The sequence below is a fragment of the Caballeronia hypogeia genome (assembly GCF_001544875.2).
Lineage (GTDB): Bacteria > Pseudomonadota > Gammaproteobacteria > Burkholderiales > Burkholderiaceae > Caballeronia > Caballeronia hypogeia.
This window is the reverse complement of sequence record NZ_FCOA02000037.1, coordinates 24,880-39,992: the sequence shown is the minus strand read 5'-3', so window position 1 is coordinate 39,992 and position 15,113 is coordinate 24,880. Positions and strand designations below refer to the sequence as shown.

17 protein-coding genes are annotated in these 15,113 nt (G+C 64.5%); 3 read left to right on the top strand and 14 right to left on the bottom strand.

The genetic code is table 11. The annotated features are described in order from the left end of the window. Window positions 1-290 precede the first annotated feature (290 nt). Window positions 291-707, top strand: coding sequence for a MarR family winged helix-turn-helix transcriptional regulator (locus tag AWB79_RS33130; RefSeq protein ID WP_061171704.1), 417 nt, complete (start codon window positions 291-293; stop codon window positions 705-707). Between the two features lie 55 nt (window positions 708-762). Here AWB79_RS33130 and AWB79_RS33125 read toward each other — a convergent pair whose 3' ends face one another. Genes AWB79_RS33125 through AWB79_RS33115 form a run of 3 tightly spaced genes read right to left on the bottom strand, consistent with a single transcriptional unit; the run spans window position 763 to window position 2,781 of the window. Next, a complete protein-coding gene (locus tag AWB79_RS33125; protein WP_061171674.1) occupies window positions 763-1,374 on the bottom strand; it encodes a hypothetical protein in 612 nt (203 codons plus the stop codon). Between the two features lie 45 nt (window positions 1,375-1,419). Continuing rightward, on the bottom strand, window positions 1,420-2,193 hold the full coding sequence (locus AWB79_RS33120; RefSeq protein WP_061171673.1) for a molybdopterin-dependent oxidoreductase: 774 nt from the start codon (window positions 2,191-2,193) through the stop codon (window positions 1,420-1,422). Window positions 2,194-2,196: 3 nt separating this feature from the next. Beyond that, the gene (locus AWB79_RS33115) at window positions 2,197-2,781 is read right to left on the bottom strand and encodes a cytochrome b/b6 domain-containing protein (protein ID WP_061171672.1); all 585 of its coding nucleotides are present in this window, start codon (window positions 2,779-2,781) and stop codon (window positions 2,197-2,199) included. A gap of 150 nt (window positions 2,782-2,931) precedes the next feature. Here AWB79_RS33115 and AWB79_RS33110 point away from each other — a divergent pair, with 150 nt between their 5' ends. After that, window positions 2,932-3,603 (top strand): heavy metal response regulator transcription factor, encoded by a 672-nt coding sequence (locus tag AWB79_RS33110; protein WP_061171671.1) that lies wholly within the window; start codon window positions 2,932-2,934, stop codon window positions 3,601-3,603. Beyond that, window positions 3,600-5,003 carry a heavy metal sensor histidine kinase gene (locus AWB79_RS33105; RefSeq protein WP_061171670.1) on the top strand — a complete coding sequence of 468 codons (1,404 nt, stop codon included), beginning with the start codon at window positions 3,600-3,602 and terminating at the stop codon, window positions 5,001-5,003. The genes AWB79_RS33110 and AWB79_RS33105 overlap by 4 nt, the downstream gene beginning before the upstream one ends. Before the next feature lie 15 nt (window positions 5,004-5,018). Here AWB79_RS33105 and AWB79_RS33100 read toward each other — a convergent pair whose 3' ends face one another. The 11 genes from AWB79_RS33100 to AWB79_RS33050 form a co-directional block, all read right to left on the bottom strand. Then, window positions 5,019-6,821 carry an FAD-dependent oxidoreductase gene (locus tag AWB79_RS33100; RefSeq protein WP_061171669.1) on the bottom strand — a complete coding sequence of 601 codons (1,803 nt, stop codon included), beginning with the start codon at window positions 6,819-6,821 and terminating at the stop codon, window positions 5,019-5,021. Next, on the bottom strand, window positions 6,818-7,909 hold the full coding sequence (locus AWB79_RS33095; RefSeq protein WP_374728581.1) for a DedA family protein/thiosulfate sulfurtransferase GlpE: 1,092 nt from the start codon (window positions 7,907-7,909) through the stop codon (window positions 6,818-6,820). Before AWB79_RS33095 ends, AWB79_RS33100 begins: the two co-directional genes overlap by 4 nt. A gap of 284 nt (window positions 7,910-8,193) precedes the next feature. Continuing rightward, window positions 8,194-9,159 carry a D-erythronate dehydrogenase gene (gene denD / locus AWB79_RS33090; protein ID WP_061171667.1) on the bottom strand — a complete coding sequence of 322 codons (966 nt, stop codon included), beginning with the start codon at window positions 9,157-9,159 and terminating at the stop codon, window positions 8,194-8,196. 16 nt (window positions 9,160-9,175) lie between these two features. Then, window positions 9,176-9,964: a 2-oxo-tetronate isomerase gene (gene otnI, locus AWB79_RS33085; protein ID WP_061171666.1), complete on the bottom strand. Its 789-nt coding sequence runs from the start codon at window positions 9,962-9,964 to the stop codon at window positions 9,176-9,178. Window positions 9,965-10,006: 42 nt separating this feature from the next. Then, window positions 10,007-10,648, bottom strand: coding sequence for a 3-oxo-tetronate 4-phosphate decarboxylase (gene otnC, locus AWB79_RS33080; RefSeq protein WP_061171665.1), 642 nt, complete (start codon window positions 10,646-10,648; stop codon window positions 10,007-10,009). Beyond that, entirely contained in the window at window positions 10,648-11,934 is a 1,287-nt protein-coding gene (gene otnK / locus AWB79_RS33075; RefSeq protein WP_061171664.1) for a 3-oxo-tetronate kinase, read from the bottom strand. Before otnK ends, otnC begins: the two co-directional genes overlap by 1 nt. Beyond that, a complete protein-coding gene (gene ltnD / locus AWB79_RS33070) occupies window positions 11,931-12,827 on the bottom strand; it encodes an L-threonate dehydrogenase (RefSeq protein WP_061171663.1) in 897 nt (298 codons plus the stop codon). Before ltnD ends, otnK begins: the two co-directional genes overlap by 4 nt. A 10-nt stretch (window positions 12,828-12,837) precedes the next feature. Then, entirely contained in the window at window positions 12,838-13,542 is a 705-nt protein-coding gene (locus tag AWB79_RS33065; RefSeq protein WP_061171662.1) for a FadR/GntR family transcriptional regulator, read from the bottom strand. A gap of 88 nt (window positions 13,543-13,630) precedes the next feature. Further along, window positions 13,631-13,969 carry a thioredoxin family protein gene (locus tag AWB79_RS33060; protein WP_061171661.1) on the bottom strand — a complete coding sequence of 113 codons (339 nt, stop codon included), beginning with the start codon at window positions 13,967-13,969 and terminating at the stop codon, window positions 13,631-13,633. Between the two features lie 70 nt (window positions 13,970-14,039). Beyond that, complete coding sequence (locus AWB79_RS33055; RefSeq protein WP_061171703.1) at window positions 14,040-14,567, bottom strand: chromate transporter; 528 nt, start codon at window positions 14,565-14,567, stop codon at window positions 14,040-14,042. After that, on the bottom strand, window positions 14,564-15,112 hold the full coding sequence (locus tag AWB79_RS33050; protein WP_061171660.1) for a chromate transporter: 549 nt from the start codon (window positions 15,110-15,112) through the stop codon (window positions 14,564-14,566). Before AWB79_RS33050 ends, AWB79_RS33055 begins: the two co-directional genes overlap by 4 nt. Window position 15,113: the final 1 nt, after the last annotated feature.

The following is a 15,113-nucleotide window of genomic DNA, read 5'->3' as shown; positions in this document are numbered from 1 at the left end:
GGCGCGGCTCCGATCATTCTTTTGCAACTGAGTCCGATTGTCGCAACAGCGCATGCACGATCGAATCGACGGAATGTTGCATAAACAGGCGGCTTTTGTGCTCTATCGGAAACTGTGCGCTTTCGCCCCGGGAACGCGCCCTGCTCAACCATACATTCCCGAATGACTTTGCATTTCGCAAGATCGCATGACGCAAGCTGTCATATCAGAATGCGTGCGTGAAATCTGCAATACGCGACGCATTCAATTGATATTTGCAAAGCGAATTACACGACGTTATGGTGAACCGTATGTTCGACCGATGCCTCTATTTCAATACCACCGCACTTGCGCGCACGCTCGAGCGCGAGTGGTCGAAAGCGTTCAAACCTTTTGGGCTCACGCCGTCGCAGGCATTCATGTTGCGCGCGATCGTCGAGCGTCCTGGTCAGTTGCAGGGCGCGCTCGCCGAGGAGCTCGCCATTTCGCGCCCGACCGCCACGCGCACGCTCGACGGCCTGCAAAGGCTCGGGCTCGTCGAACGCTGGTCCACCGGACGCGATGGCCGCGAATCCGCAATTCATCCCACCGATTCGGCGCACGCGCTGATCAGGCGCATCGGCGCGGCGAGCGCGGAAATCACGCGGCGCATGAAGCGCAAGCTCGGCAATGCGCGTTTCGAGGACACCGTATCGAGCGTCCGTCACATCCGCACGACGCTGGAATGAAAAACGCCCGCCGATGCGACATCGGCGGGCGTGTGATCGTTGCATGGCGAAACGCTTACATCGGCGGCGCGACGCCGTCCTTCTCCACGACGATGCGTTGCGCCGCGAAATCCGAACCCGCCGGGCTCGCGACGACGAACACCTTCTTGCCCGGCTTCAGATCGTCATGCGTCGCGGGCGCAAAGGTCACGACAGGCACGTTCTCCGGCACCGTCACCGAATTCGAGCCGCCCTTGTACGAAAGCTTCAGATCGCGGCCGCTCGTACCTTGCACGACCTGATCGACGTTCGCGTTGGTCATCGAGCTCTTCGGCCCCAAGTCCCATGCATAGTGACCTTCGCCGGTGCCGCGCGCGGCTTCGGGGAACACCAGCACTTCGGTCGCGGTGAGCTTGCCGTCGGTGCCGGTGGTCGCCGCCGTGCCGACGAACGAACCCGGCTTGATGTCCTGCAGCTTGATGTTCTTGAGCGCCGTCACGGGTGTATCCGACTTGACGGCGATCTTTACGGTGTCGCCGCTGCGGCGATGCACGGTGAGCGTATCGCCCGACAATGAAACGATATCGCCGCGAATGCGCGCGGGCTTGGCCGCAGGCGTCTGAGCGAAAGCCGCTGAGGCGAGCGCGAGCGTCACGATGCTGACGCCGAGTTTGATTCGAATCGACATGCAATCTCCTTCGAGTGTGGAAAGCAATGGCTTAAAGCAAAGGCTTCAGGACCCGCCGAACCAGTTGTAGCCCTGGTTCTCCCAATAGCCGCCGGGGTATTCGTTGGTCACGGTGATCGCGACGATGTGCTTCGGGTTCTTGTAGCCGAGCTTGGTCGGCATGCGCAGCTTCATCGGGAAGCCGTATTTCGGCGGCAGGATCTGGCCGTCGTAGGTGAGCGTGAGCAGCGTCTGCGCGTGCAGCGCGGTGGGCATGTCGATGCTCGTCGAGTAGTTGTCGGCGCAATGGAAGGCCACGTATTTCGCGCTCGTGTCGGCGCCGGCTCGTGCGAGGAACCGCGCGAAGCGCACGCCGCCCCACTTGCCGATCGCGCTCCAGCCCTCTATGCAGATATGCCGCGTGACCTGGCTTTCCTGGGGCATCGCGTGCAGCTCGTCGAGCGTCCAGACGCGCTTGCCTTTCACGAGACCGCCCACTTCCAGCTTGTAAGCCGAGGCATCGACTTCGGGCACTTCGTCGATATCGTAGAACGCGTTGAACGGAAACGGCCGCGTGATCATTGACTCGGGATAGGTCGGCGCGAGCTTGTTCGGATCGAAGAGCAGCGCCTGCACGTCGTCGTTGAGGAACGAGATGCGGCGCAGCATGGCGTTGACGGATTTGTCATCCGTGATATTGCAGCCGGACAGCATCGCGAGGCCCCCGAGCGAGAGAATGCGCTTGCCGAATAAACGGCGCGCCGGGGCCTTTAATTCCTTCGCCGCATCCTTGATGATGAGTTCGGCGTCGGGTCTGGATTTGAAGAGCTTGAGCGACATGAATCAGCGACCTCGGATCATCAGAACGAGCGAGCGCGGCACGAGCGCCACCATCGCGATGTGGACGACGAAGAACGCGACGAGAAAGCTCATGCATAAAAAGTGCACGATGCGGGCGTTGTCGTAGCCGCCCATCAGCGTGCGCAGCATCGGAAACTGCACGGATTTCCATACCGCGAGTCCCGAGAGAATCACGATCACGATGTCCACGATCACGGCGAGATACGCGAATTTCTGCACGGCGTTGTAATGCGTGAGATCGTCGTGGCCGAGCTTGCCGCGCAGCGCGGCGAAAGCGTCGGTGAAAATGCCTTTGACGGACAACGGAAACATGCGCCGGCGCAGGCGGCCCGTGAAGACGTTCATCGCCAGATAGACGATGAAGTTCGCGAGCAGCAGCCACATCGCCGCAAAGTGCCATTGCAGCGCACCGCCGAGCCAGCCGCCCAGCGTGATCGCGGGCGGGAAGACGATCGATCTGAAGATCGGCGAGGCGTTATAGATCTGCCAGCCGCTCGTCACCATGATCAACACGGCGAACGCGTTGAGCCAGTGCGTGATGCGCAGCCATAGCGGTTGTACTTGCACGTCGAGCCTCGCATTTCGAAGTTTTCGCTGGGCATGTTAGCCACGCCGCTCTGATCGATCGATGACCTCTCGATGACTTTTTTGTCATTTTCGGCGGGACATGTATGCGCTCTGGCTAGAATGTGGGCAATCCATCGACGCAGCGCCAGCATGACCATCCTCGTTATCGAAGACGACCGCAAGACCGGCGACTACCTGAAGAAGGGGCTCATCGAGTCCGGCTATCAGGTCGATCTCGTGCGCAACGGCACGGACGGTCTGCATCAGGCGCTCGCGAATCCCTACGAGCTGATCGTGCTCGACGTGATGCTGCCCGGCATCGACGGCTGGCAGGTGATGGCGGCGTTGCGCGCGAAACGTGACCTGCCTGTCATTTTTCTCACTGCGCGCGATCACGTGACGGACCGCATCCACGGTCTCGAACTCGGCGCCGACGATTACCTCGTCAAGCCGTTCTCCTTCACGGAGCTGGTGCTGCGCATCCGCACGCTGCTCCGACGCGGCGTGATGCGCGAATCGGATACCTTTCAGATCGCCGACCTGCACGTGGATGTCCTGCGCCGCAAGGTGACGCGCAAGGGCGTCGAGATCGCGCTGACGAACAAGGAGTTCGCACTGCTGCATCTGTTCTGCAAGCATCAGGGCGAAGCTTTGTCGCGCACGCTGATCGCATCGGAAGTGTGGGACATGAATTTCGACAGCGACACCAACGTGGTCGATGTCGCGGTGAAGCGTCTGCGCGCGAAGATCGACAATCCGTTCGAGCTGAAGCTGATTCACACGGTACGCAGCATCGGCTATTCGTTCGGGGAGAATCCTTGAAGCGGCCGGCTCGCTCGCTCGCGGTACGCATCGCGCTGTCGTTCGCGGGAATCGTGTGCGTGGTGGTCGGCATGGTCGGCGCTTCGCTGTATCACGCGACCAATCGCGCCTTGTCCACGCGCGCGGACTATCAGTTGATCGGCCGTGTGGAGCACTTTCGCTCGTTGCTGCACGATCTCTATACGATCAACGAGCTCGAAGCGCGGCCAAAGCTCTTCGAAACCATGCTCGGCGACAGCCAGGACGTCATCATGTTCCGGCGCGCGGGCGCGAAGCCGTTCATCGACGTGAATCCCGAGCACATGGCGCTGCCGCCGCTCGATATCGTTCCGGTCACGCAACCCGTCGGCCTCGATTCGCTCTATGAAGGCACGCGCGCCGATGGCGTGCGCATGCGCTGGGTGGGCGCGCAGGCGCGCATCGGGGAAAGCGGCGAAGTGGTGGAGATCATCGCCGCGCACGTGATGACGCAGGAGGCGCGCGTGCTGTCCGCGTATCTATGGCGCGTGTGGGTCAATGTGATCGGCGCGGCGCTGATCGCGCTGCTGCTCGCGTACTGGGTCACGAGTCGCGGGCTGTTGCCTTTGAGGTCGATGGCCGACAAGGCCGCGCATATCTCGCCGAACAATCTTTCCACGCGGCTCGATGTGGCGCGTGCTCCTGCTGAATTGCAGGGACTCGCGGCATCGTTCAACGCGATGCTGGATCGGCTCGAGCACGGTTATGAGCGCCTGCTGCAGTTCTCCGCCGATCTCGCGCACGAGTTGCGCACGCCGATCGGCGTGTTGATCGGCGAAACGCAGGTGACGCTCGGGCACGAGCGCAGCGTGGTGGAATATCGCAATGTGCTCGAGTCGAATCTCGAAGAGCTGGAGCGCATTGCGCGGATCGCGCAGAACATTCTGTTTCTCGCGCAGGCGGATCACGGGCAGCAGCGCATCGAACGCGAGCGCCTCGACATTCGCGACGAGCTCGAAAGCCTCTGCTCATATTTCGAAGGCATCGCGGAGGAGCGGCAGATCACGTTCGAGATCGATGCATCGGGTGCACTGGTTGCGAATGCAATCATGTGCCGCAGGGCGATCGGCAACGTGGTCGTGAATGCGGTGCGATATGCGACGGCTGGCACCGTGGTGCGGCTGAGCGGATACGTGGATGACAAGGGCGCGAGTATCGTGGTGCGCAATCGCGGGCCGCTGATCGCCGATGATGAACTCGCGCGCCTGTTCGACCGCTTTTATCGCGGCGATGCGGCGCGCAGCGAGTTCACGGAATCGAGCGGGCTCGGGCTTTCCATCGTGCAGGCGATCATGCGGTTGCATGGAGGAAGTGCTTCCGCTGCCTGCACGCGAGATGGATGGATCGAATTCACGCTGTGTTTTCCGACTGATATCGGGTGAGTCGACAGCCAACCCTCACCGCATCGGCGCAGTCAACGCCTCCCGCTTCGCCAAAAGCCCGTGAATCTGCGAGACGACAGCCGCGCCCTCGCCAACCGCCGCCGCGACGCGCTTGGTCGAATTCGACCTCACATCGCCGATGGCGAACACGCCCGGCACGCTCGTCTCCAGCGCCATCACGCCTTCCGTACGCCCGTCGTGCGCCTCGGGTCCGGTCAACACGAAGCCTTTTCCATCGACATTCACGTTGCAATTGCGCAGCCAGTCCGTATTCGGATCAGCGCCGGTGAACAGGAACAGGTGCCGTGACTCGATCGTCAGCGCTCCATCCGGTGTCCTGCAATTGACCGCGGTGAGCGAGCGCCCGTCGCCATCGAGCGAAGTGATCTGCGTATGCGTGCGCACCGTCACGTTCGGCAGGGAACCGATCCGCTCGACCAGATAGTGCGACATGCTCGCCGAGAGTCCCGCGCCGCGAATCAGCACATGCACGTGCTTCGCGTGGGTTGCGAGATAGACGACCGCCTGGCCGGCGGAGTTGCCACCGCCCACGAGCACGACTTCCGAGTTCTTGCACAGCTTCGCCTCCACCGGCGACGCCCAGTAATACGTGCCATGCCCCTCGTAGCGCTCGAGCCCGACGATCTCCGGCCGGCGATACGCCGCCCCCGAAGCGATCACCACGGTCTGCGTCGTCACGCGCGCGCCGTTCTCCAGCTCGATCTGGATCGGATTGCAATCGCAATGCAGCGCCTTGATCCGGGTTGGAATCGCGATATGCGCGCCGAACTTCTGCGCCTGCACGAACGCGCGGCCCGCGAGCGCCTGACCCGAGATACCCGTCGGAAAGCCGAGATAGTTCTCGATGCGCGAGCTCGCGCCCGCCTGCCCGCCCGGCGCGCGGCAATCAAACACCGCCACCGATAAACCCTCGGACGCCGCGTATACCGCCGTCGCGAGACCCGCCGGCCCGGCGCCGACGATCGCGACATCGTAGATATGCGCCGGATCGAATTCGGGCAGCCAGCCGAGCTGCGTGGCCACCTGATTTTCGTCGGGCGCGCGCAGCACCGTGCCGTCCGGGCAGATCACGAGCGGAAAGTCCGAGGTCGATGCCGAAATGCGCTCCAGCAGCGAGATCGCATCGGGATCGGTGCAGGCGTCGATCACCGTGTGCGGATAGCCGTTGCGCCGCAAAAAGCCTTGCAGCGAGACGAGACGGCCATCGTCCGACTGACCGAGCAGCACCGGCCCGCTCCCCTTTTCGATCAGCCCGACGCGCCGCAGGATCAGCGCGCGCATGATGCGCTCGCCCAGCTCCGCCTCCGCGACCAGCAGCGCGCGCAGACGCTCGGGCGGAATCACGATGCCATCCACATCTTCGGCCGCCATGCCATCGACGAGACACGGCTTGCCCGAGAGTTGCGCGACTTCCGCCAGAAAATGCCCCGGCCCGTGATCGACCACGCGATGTTCCTGCCCGAGCGCATTGCGGCGCGTCACGCGCACCAAGCCCTTCAATACGACCACCATGCCGCGCCCGGTCTCGCCCATGCGGAACATCCACTCGCCTGCACGCCAGTGCGCGGCCGTGCCGAAGCGGCTCATGCGCTCGATCTCGTTGTCGGTCAGGCGCGGAAACATCTGGTGCACGCGGGTTTCCAGCGGCGAGAACGGCGCGTTGTCGTCGGAAGTGACGGGCGCGGCCGCGGTCGTCGGCACCACGTTCGGATTCGGATTCTCGATCGGCTCGTCCGGGCTCCACGCGACGACATTCGGCATGGTCTGAGCAGAATGGTTGGACGGGGTGGTGCTCATGCGCGATCTCCGTGTGGAAAACCAGCTTCATGAAGGGATGCCGAGCCCGCGCTCGCCGCCGCCGATTTGACCGGCCAGGGGCACATCGCCGCCATTTCCGCGACTTCCTCGGGCGTGGATGCCGCCAGTTCGCCGAACTCGGTCAGCGTCGCGACGTGGAAGCCGGCCAGGCGCCACGCGTCCAGTCCGCCCGTGAGCGGCAGCACGTCGCGAAAGCCCGCGTTGCGCATGGTTTTCGCCATCCACGCCGCCGACACCTCGTTCGGGCACGAGCAATAGATAACGACCTTGCGCGACTTGTCGTAGCTCTCGATGATCTTCGCGAGATCGCGCTCGTCGGCGAACAGGGAGCCGGGAATCGCCTCCGGATCGAGCATGCGTTTTTCCGGCGAACGGATATCGAAGATCACTGGCAGCGGCTCGTCGTTCATCAGCGCGTAAAGCTGGTCGACGGTGATGCGCGCCTTCTCCAGCGTCGCCATGAGCGCGCGACGGCGCCACCAGCGGTACGCGACGTAGATCGCGAGCAGCACCGCGATGACCACCACCGCCTGCCGCCCGAGTTGCGAGATCATCGCGAACACCATTTCCAGTTGCGCCGCGAAAATCACGCCGACGGTCAGGCCGACCGCGCCCCACAAGGCGACGCCCCCGCCGTCGTGCGCGATGAAGCTGCGCAGCTTCACGCCCATCGCGCCGGCGAGCGGCACGGAGACGAGCGAAAGCCCCGGAATGAACTTCGCGACGAGCAGAATGCGCACGCCCCAGCGGCCGAAAAAGCGCTCGGTCTTCTTCACGCAGGTATCGCGCGAAAGCGAGAGCTTGCAGATGGTCTTGAGCGTCTTGTCGCCGTACCTCCGTCCGCCCTGGAACCAGACGAGATCGCCCAGCACGCCGCCCGCCACCGCGACGCACAGCACGCCCAGAAGCGGCGCCCAGAACGCGCCGCCGTGGACCGCCATCAGATCGATGGACGCGCCGACGATGATCATCGTCGGCATGGCGGGCACGGGCAGCCCGAGCGCCGAGCCCATCACGTTGACGAAAACGATCGCCGGGCCGAATCGATCGACTAGCTGATGCAACAACATGGGAATCTCCCGCGCGGGAAGGGTGGGATTTCACGCGACGACGGGACGCGCGCCGCTGAACGGCGCGGCGAAAGGCGCAAAAAAGCACGAAAGCGACAGAGAATTCGAGCCTGCAAGCGCTCGTGATTCGAGCGGTGCACGCGGCGCCGGGCCGACGTTCGTCACATTTAAGGGCTAAGTGTAGCCCGGAAATGCGAACGTAAGCATGACGCGCGCGCGGGACGCGGACATCGCGCGCGCGGCGCCCGGTTCAGAAAGGTTGCGATGCGCAGAGTGTGGGATCAGGAGCGGTTCTCATCGATGAAGGCGCGGATCACGTCGGCGAAGTTCTTGTCGCCCGTGAGGCCGAGTTGCTCCGCACGCGCCGTGTTCCACGCGCCCGGCCACGTCGACACGATCTTCTCGATGCGCTCGTCCCGCTGGAAGTCGATCAGCTTCATCGTGTCCTCGCCCGCCACTTCGCGCAACGCCTCGATCATCTCGTTCACGCTCACGGAGAGACCCGGCAGATTGAGCACTGGCCGGTTGCCGAGCTTCGCGCGATCGATCTCGCAGCCCGCGATCAGCGCCTCGACCGCGCCGCGCGGGGACAGCAGCCAGACGCGCGTTGCGCCATCGACCGGGCAGGTCGAGCGCTCGCCCTTCAACGGCTCGCGAATGATGCCGCTCGCAAACGACGACGCCGCCGCGTTGGGCTTGCCGGGCCGCACGCTGATCGTCGGCAGGCGCAGCACGCGGCCGTCGATGTAACCGCGTCGCGTGTAGTCGCACAGCAGCAATTCGGCGATCGCTTTCTGCGTTCCGTACGACGATTGCGGATTGAGCGCGGTGTCGTCCTGCACGACATCGGGCAAGGTGCCGCCGTACACCGCGACCGAGCTGGTGAACACGACGCGCGGCTTGTGTCCCTTCGCATGACACACTTCGAGCAGCGCCCGCGAGGCGTCGAGATTGATCTTCATGCCGAGATCGAAATCCGCTTCCGCCTGGCCGCTCACAATGGCCGCGAGATGAAAGACGGCTTCGGTCCTGTCGTCGATGTAGCTTTCCAGCACCGCGCGATCGGAGATGTCGCCCTTCGCGGCGCGCACGCGCGCGTGATTCGTCAGCGCCGCGTCGCCGGGCAGCGTGATGTCGAGCAGCACGATTTCATCGATCGGCTTGCCGTTCAGCTCGCCGCGTTCGAGCAACGCTTTCGCGAGGCGCTGCCCGATGAAGCCCGCGCCGCCGGTAATGAGAATTTTCATGAGGTCGCTTCCTCGCTCACAGATAGGATTTGAGCCAGCCGAGGCCTTCGGACGTGCCCGCCTTCGGCTTGTATTCACAGCCGATCCAGCCCGCGTAGCCGAGCGAATCGATCAGCTCGAACAGATACGGGTAGTTGAGCTCGCCGATGCTCGGTTCGTGCCGCTCCGGCACGCCCGCGATCTGAATGTGACCGATGCCCGCCTTCGGACGCTTCATGTCGCGTTTGAGCTTCACCGCGATATCGCCCTCCACGATCTGGCAGTGATAGATATCGAATTGCACTTGCAGGTTCGGCGCGCCGATTTCATCGCAGATGGCCTGCGCGTCGTCCTGACGGTTCAGGAAGAAGCCCGGGATATCGCGCGTGTTGATCGGCTCGATCACGATGCCGATGCCCGCCTTCTGCGCTTCCTGCGCCGCGTACTCCAGGTTCTTCAGATACACCGCGCGATGCTGGTCGCGCGGCTGATCGGGCGCGATCAGGCCGGCCATCACATGCAGCTTCTGGTTGCCGAGCACGGCCGCATATTCGAGGCCTTTCGCGACGCTCTGCCGGAATTCTTCCTCGCGTCCCGGCAACGAGGCGATGCCGCGCTCGCCCTTCGACCAGTCGCCCGGCGGCGCGTTGAAGAGCGCTTGCGCGAGGCCGTTGTCCTTCAGGCGCTGTTCGATCTCGTTCGCGGCGAAGTCGTACGGGAACAGGAACTCGACCGCCTTGAAGCCGTCTTTCGCGGCGGCGGCGAAGCGGTCGAGGAACGCGTGTTCCGTGTACATCATCGTGAGATTGGCGGCAAAACGTGGCATGAGTTTCGTCTCCTGATTGAAGTGCTTTTTCGCGCGACGGAATTACCAGCGCGCCCCGAATGTCCTGCGCAAGTCTTCGATGGCGGCGTCCGGCAAGGGCTCGGGGCGCGGCATCGTCGAGAGATAGAGCTGCGCCGTCTCTTCCAGCTCCTCCAGCGCGTAACTCGCGTGCGAGACGGTCTTTTCCCACACCACCGGCCCGAGGCGCTCGAGCAGCACCGCGCGCACTTTCGACGCCAGCGCCGCCACTTCCTCGGCGACCGCGGCATCGCCCGGGCGGCGATATGCGATCAGCGGCACGTGGCCGACCTTCATCACGTAGTACGGCGTGATCGGCGGCAGCACGTCGTCGTGCTTCCACACGCCCGCGAGCGTCAGCGCGACGAGATGCGTCGAATGCGTATGCACGACGCCGCGCGCCTCCGTGTTGTTCTCATAGATACGGCGATGCAGCGCCAGCGTCTTCGACGGCCGTCCGCCCGACACGTGATTACCTTCTTTATCGACCTTCGCGATGTCGTTCGGATCGAGCCGGCCCAGGCACGCGTCGGTGGGCGTGATGAGCCAGCCGTCTTCGAGCCGCGCGCTGATGTTGCCCGCGCTGCCGACCGTGTAGCGGCGCTCGTACAGGCTCCTGCCGGTCACGCAAATCTCTTCGCGTATGGAGTTTTCGTTCGATGCCATCAGAGTGCCTTCAGCGCCTTCTCGAAGAAATCGGCCGTGCCGAAGTTGCCGGACTTGAGCGCGAGCGCCAGTGCTTCGCCCGCGTCCGCGCCGATGGACTGCGTCGCCGGCACGCCCGGATCGATCTGCGGTCCGATGCGCAGACTGCGCACATCGAGCGCCTGCACGACCGCGCCCGACGTCTCGCCGCCCGCGACCACGAACTTGCGGACGCCTTCGTCGCGCAACTTGCGCGCGATCGACGCGAGCGCGTCCTCCACGAGATGTCCCGCGCGCTCGACGCCCAACTCCTTCTGAACCGCCTTCACTTCATCGGGCGACGAGGTCGCGTAGATCAGCACGGTTTCGTTCTTGCCGAAGTGATCGCGCGCGAATTCGACGGCCTGATCGACCACCGGCTCGCCGCGCGACAAGGCCATCGGATCGATGCGGAAGCCTGGCTTCGATTCGCGCCACAGCGCGACCTGCGCGTTCGTCGCCTTCGAAGCGCTGCCCGCCAGCACGACGGATTTGCCTTCGATCTCCGGCAGATCGGCGGCGTGTTCCGCGTGCGCGAGCAGATTCGCCGCGCGGAAGTTCTGCGGCAGACCGAGCGCGATGCCCGAGCCGCCGGTGATCAGCGCGAGATCGCGGCAGGCGTCGCCGAGCGTGTAGAGATCGGCGTCCGATACGGCATCGGCGATCGCGAGGCGCACGCCATCCTTCTTCAGCTCATCGATGCGCGCGCGGATCGCTTCCGCGCCCTTCGCGATGGTGTCGTAACGGATCAGCCCGACCTTCGATTTCGTCTGACGCTGCAGCACGCGCACGAGGTTGGGATCGGTCATCGGCGTGAGCGGATGATTCTCCATGCCCGATTCGTTCAGCAGCACGTCGCCGACGAACAGGTTGCCGCGGAAAATCGTGCGGCCGTTCTCGGGGAACGCCGGGCACGCGATCGTGAAGTCGTCTTTCAGCGCATCGAGCAAGGCATCCGCGACCGGGCCGATGTTGCCTTTGTCGGTGGAATCGAAGGTGGAGCAGTACTTGAAGATGAACTGGCGGCAGCCTTGAGCGCGCAGCCATTCGAGCGCATCCAGCGACTGGCGCACGGCGTCATCGGCGGGAATCGTGCGCGACTTCAGCGCTACGACCAGCGCGTCCGCTTCGATCCGCGTACCGGCAGCCGACACGCCGATGGTCTGCACCGTGCGCATGCCGCCGCGCACCAGCATATTGGCGAGATCGGTCGCGCCGGTGAAATCGTCGGCGATGCAGCCGAGCAATGCCTGCGCCGCTTGCGTCATTGCTTCGCTCCCTTCGGGACTTCGATGCCCGGAAAAATCTTGATGACCGCCGAGTCGTCCTCGCCGCCGTGGCCGGCGGTGGACGCCATCATGAACATCTGATGCGCCGCTGCCGAGAGCGGCAACGGGAATTTCGAGGTGCGCGCCGTGTCGAGCACGAGCCCGAGATCCTTCACGAAGATATCGACGGCGGAGAGCGGCGTGTAATCGCCCGACAGAATGTGCGGCACGCGATTCTCGAACATCCACGAATTGCCCGCGCTGTGCGTGATGACGTCGTAGAGCGCGTCCGGATCGACGCCTTCGCGCAGGCCCAGCGCCATGGCTTCCGCCGCCGCCGCGATATGCACGCCCGCCAGAAGCTGATTGATGATCTTCACCTTCGAGCCCGCGCCGTGCACGTCGCCCAGACGGTAGACCTTGCCCGCGATCGCATTGAGCGCGTCCTCGCAGGCCGCGTAGGCATCGGCGGGTCCGGACGTCATCATCGTCATTTCGCCGGAATTGGCCTTCGCCGCGCCGCCGGACAAGGGGGCGTCGAGCATCTTCAAGCCCTTCTCCGCCAGTCGCTTGCCCAGTGCTTCTGCGAATTGCGGCGAGACCGTCGCGCAGGCGAGCACGACGCCGCCCGGTTTCATCGCGTCCGCCGCGCCGTTATCGCCGAATAGCACGGCTTCGGTTTGCGCCGCGTTGACGACGACCGTCAGCACGACATCGCAGGCAGCGCCCAACTCCGCAGGCGACGCGCACGCAATGCCGCCTTCCTTCGCGAACGCATCGAGCACCGGCTGGCGCACGTCGCACGCATGCACGGCGAAGCCCGCGCGCAACAGCGAACGCGCGACGCCCATACCCATCGCGCCCAGTCCGATCACTCCGACGTTTTTTGTCATTGCAAAGTCCTTAACAGATGCCCGCTTCCGCCAGACGGCGCGCGGCGTTGATGAGATGAGTCTGTGCAGCGTCGCGCGCGGCGGCGGCGTCGCCCGCGCGAATCGCTTCCACGATTGCCGCGTGCTCCTCGCGCACCTGCCGCATGAAGTCCACGCGCCGCGCCTCGTTGCCGCGCGTGACGATCGTGCCGGCTTCTAGATACTGGTTCAGAAAGGTGAGCGTTTTCAGGAAGTACGGATTGCCCGTCGCGTTCGCGATCTCGCGATGAAACGCCACGTCTTCCTCGACGCCGTCGCGGCCTTCACCCACCGCCGCGTCGATGCGCGCGAGCGCGGCGTCGATGGCGGCGAGATGCGCATCGGTGCGGCGCAGCGCGGCTTCGGACGCCACTTCGGCTTCGATCGCGCGGCGCAGCGCGAGGATCTGCACGACCGCGCCCGGCTCGACCGCCTGCGCGTAATCGATCCGCAATGGCCGGATGCCCGCGCGTTCGACGATGAACACGCCGCTGCCCTGCCGCGGCTCGACCATGCCTTCGTTCTTCAGCCGCGAGATGGCCTCGCGGATCACGGTGCGGCTCACGCCGAAGCCCTGCGCGAGCACGGCTTCGGTCGGCAACTTGCCAGTCCCGGCGAAGCTGCCCTTCTCGATCTGCTTCTGCAATTGCTGCGCGACGGTATCGGACAGGGCGCGCGGCGGAATTTTCTCGAACATGCGACTCGACTAGCCCCATAAAGTCATCGGGTCATCATACAAGTTAACGAGGGCGCAATCGACCAAGGGATAACCCTTGGAAGAAGGCTTATTGCGCGAGCGGCTCGTCGATGAGCGCGAGCGCGTCGCGGATTTCGGAGACGTCGCCGGGGCGCACGAGACGCGCGACTTCCTTGCCGCCGAGCATGAAGACGAGCGTCGGCCAGAGCTTCACGCGAAACGAACGGCCGAGCGGGCGGCCGGGACCGTCCTCGATCTTCATGTGCTTCACGGCGCCGTGTCCCTGGAACGCCTGCGCGATCAACGGCTGCGCTCCACGGCAATAGCCGCACCAGTCGGTGCCGAACTCGACGACCGTCGGACCGTTCAGCGCGTCGACTTCGGCGCGCGCGGGCGCGGTCTTCGCGTATTCGATATTCATGCTCATGACGCTCGTCCTTGCATCCTTTCGTTTCGATGAATTCAGCAGAAAGCTTGCCCGATACCGTTGCGCGGCGCTATTGCCCGAAGCCCGTCAGCCCGATCAGCGCGCCGCCCGCGAGCAGCCACAGCGGATGCAGCTTCGTCCGGTACGAGAGCACGGCGACGACCGCCGTGATCGCGCCCAGCAGCACGGTCTGGTCCGACGCCTCCGCGATCAGCAACGCGCTCGCCGCGACCAGCCCCGCCGTGATCGGCACGAGGCCTAGCTGGATGAAGCGCCGCCACGGACGTTCCCTGAAGCGCTCCCACGCGTGCAGCGCGCCGATCGTCACCAGCGACGAAGGCCCGAACTTCGCGACCGACGTGACCAGCACGCCTGGCCATCCCGCCACATGCCAGCCGATCAGCGTGACGACCATCATGTTCGGGCCGGGCGCGGCCTGCGCGAGCGCGAAGAGCGCGGAGAAGTCGGCCTTCGACATCCATTCGTGCACCTGCACGACCTGCCGCTGCATTTCCGGCAGGATCGAATTGCCGCCGCCGAACGCGAGCAGCGACAGCTGACTGAAGATCGCGGCGAGCGACAGCAGATCGTGCTTCATCGGCGCACCTTCCACGCGATCAGCACGGAGACTGGCGTGAAGACGAGCATCGTCGGCAGGAGTGGCGTGCGCAGGAGCGCGATCGACGCGAACATCAGCAGCGCGACGACGGCGGCTTCGGGCTTCCGCCGCAACGGCCACATGATCTTCACCGCCATCGCGACGAGCAGGCCCGCCGCGGCCGCCGCGAGCCCCGCGAACAGATGCGCGATGCGCGGGTCCTGATGCGTGCGCTGATAGATCACGCCGAGCCCGATCACGATCAGCGAGGGACCTACGAGCAGCCCGAGCAGGCCCGCGAGCGCACCCGGCACGCCGCGAAAGCGCATGCCCACGGCCACCGACAGATTGATCACGTTCCCGCCGGGAAGGAACTGGCAAAGGCCGAGCAGATCGGTGAACTCGTCTGGGTCGAGCCATTTGCGGCGCTCGACAATCTCGCGGCGCGCGAGCGGCAGCGCGCCGCCGAACGCCGTCAGCCCGAGCGTGAGAAAGCCAATGAAGATTTCAGCGACGCCCGGGCGCGGCCCGTTTGCCTTCGACATC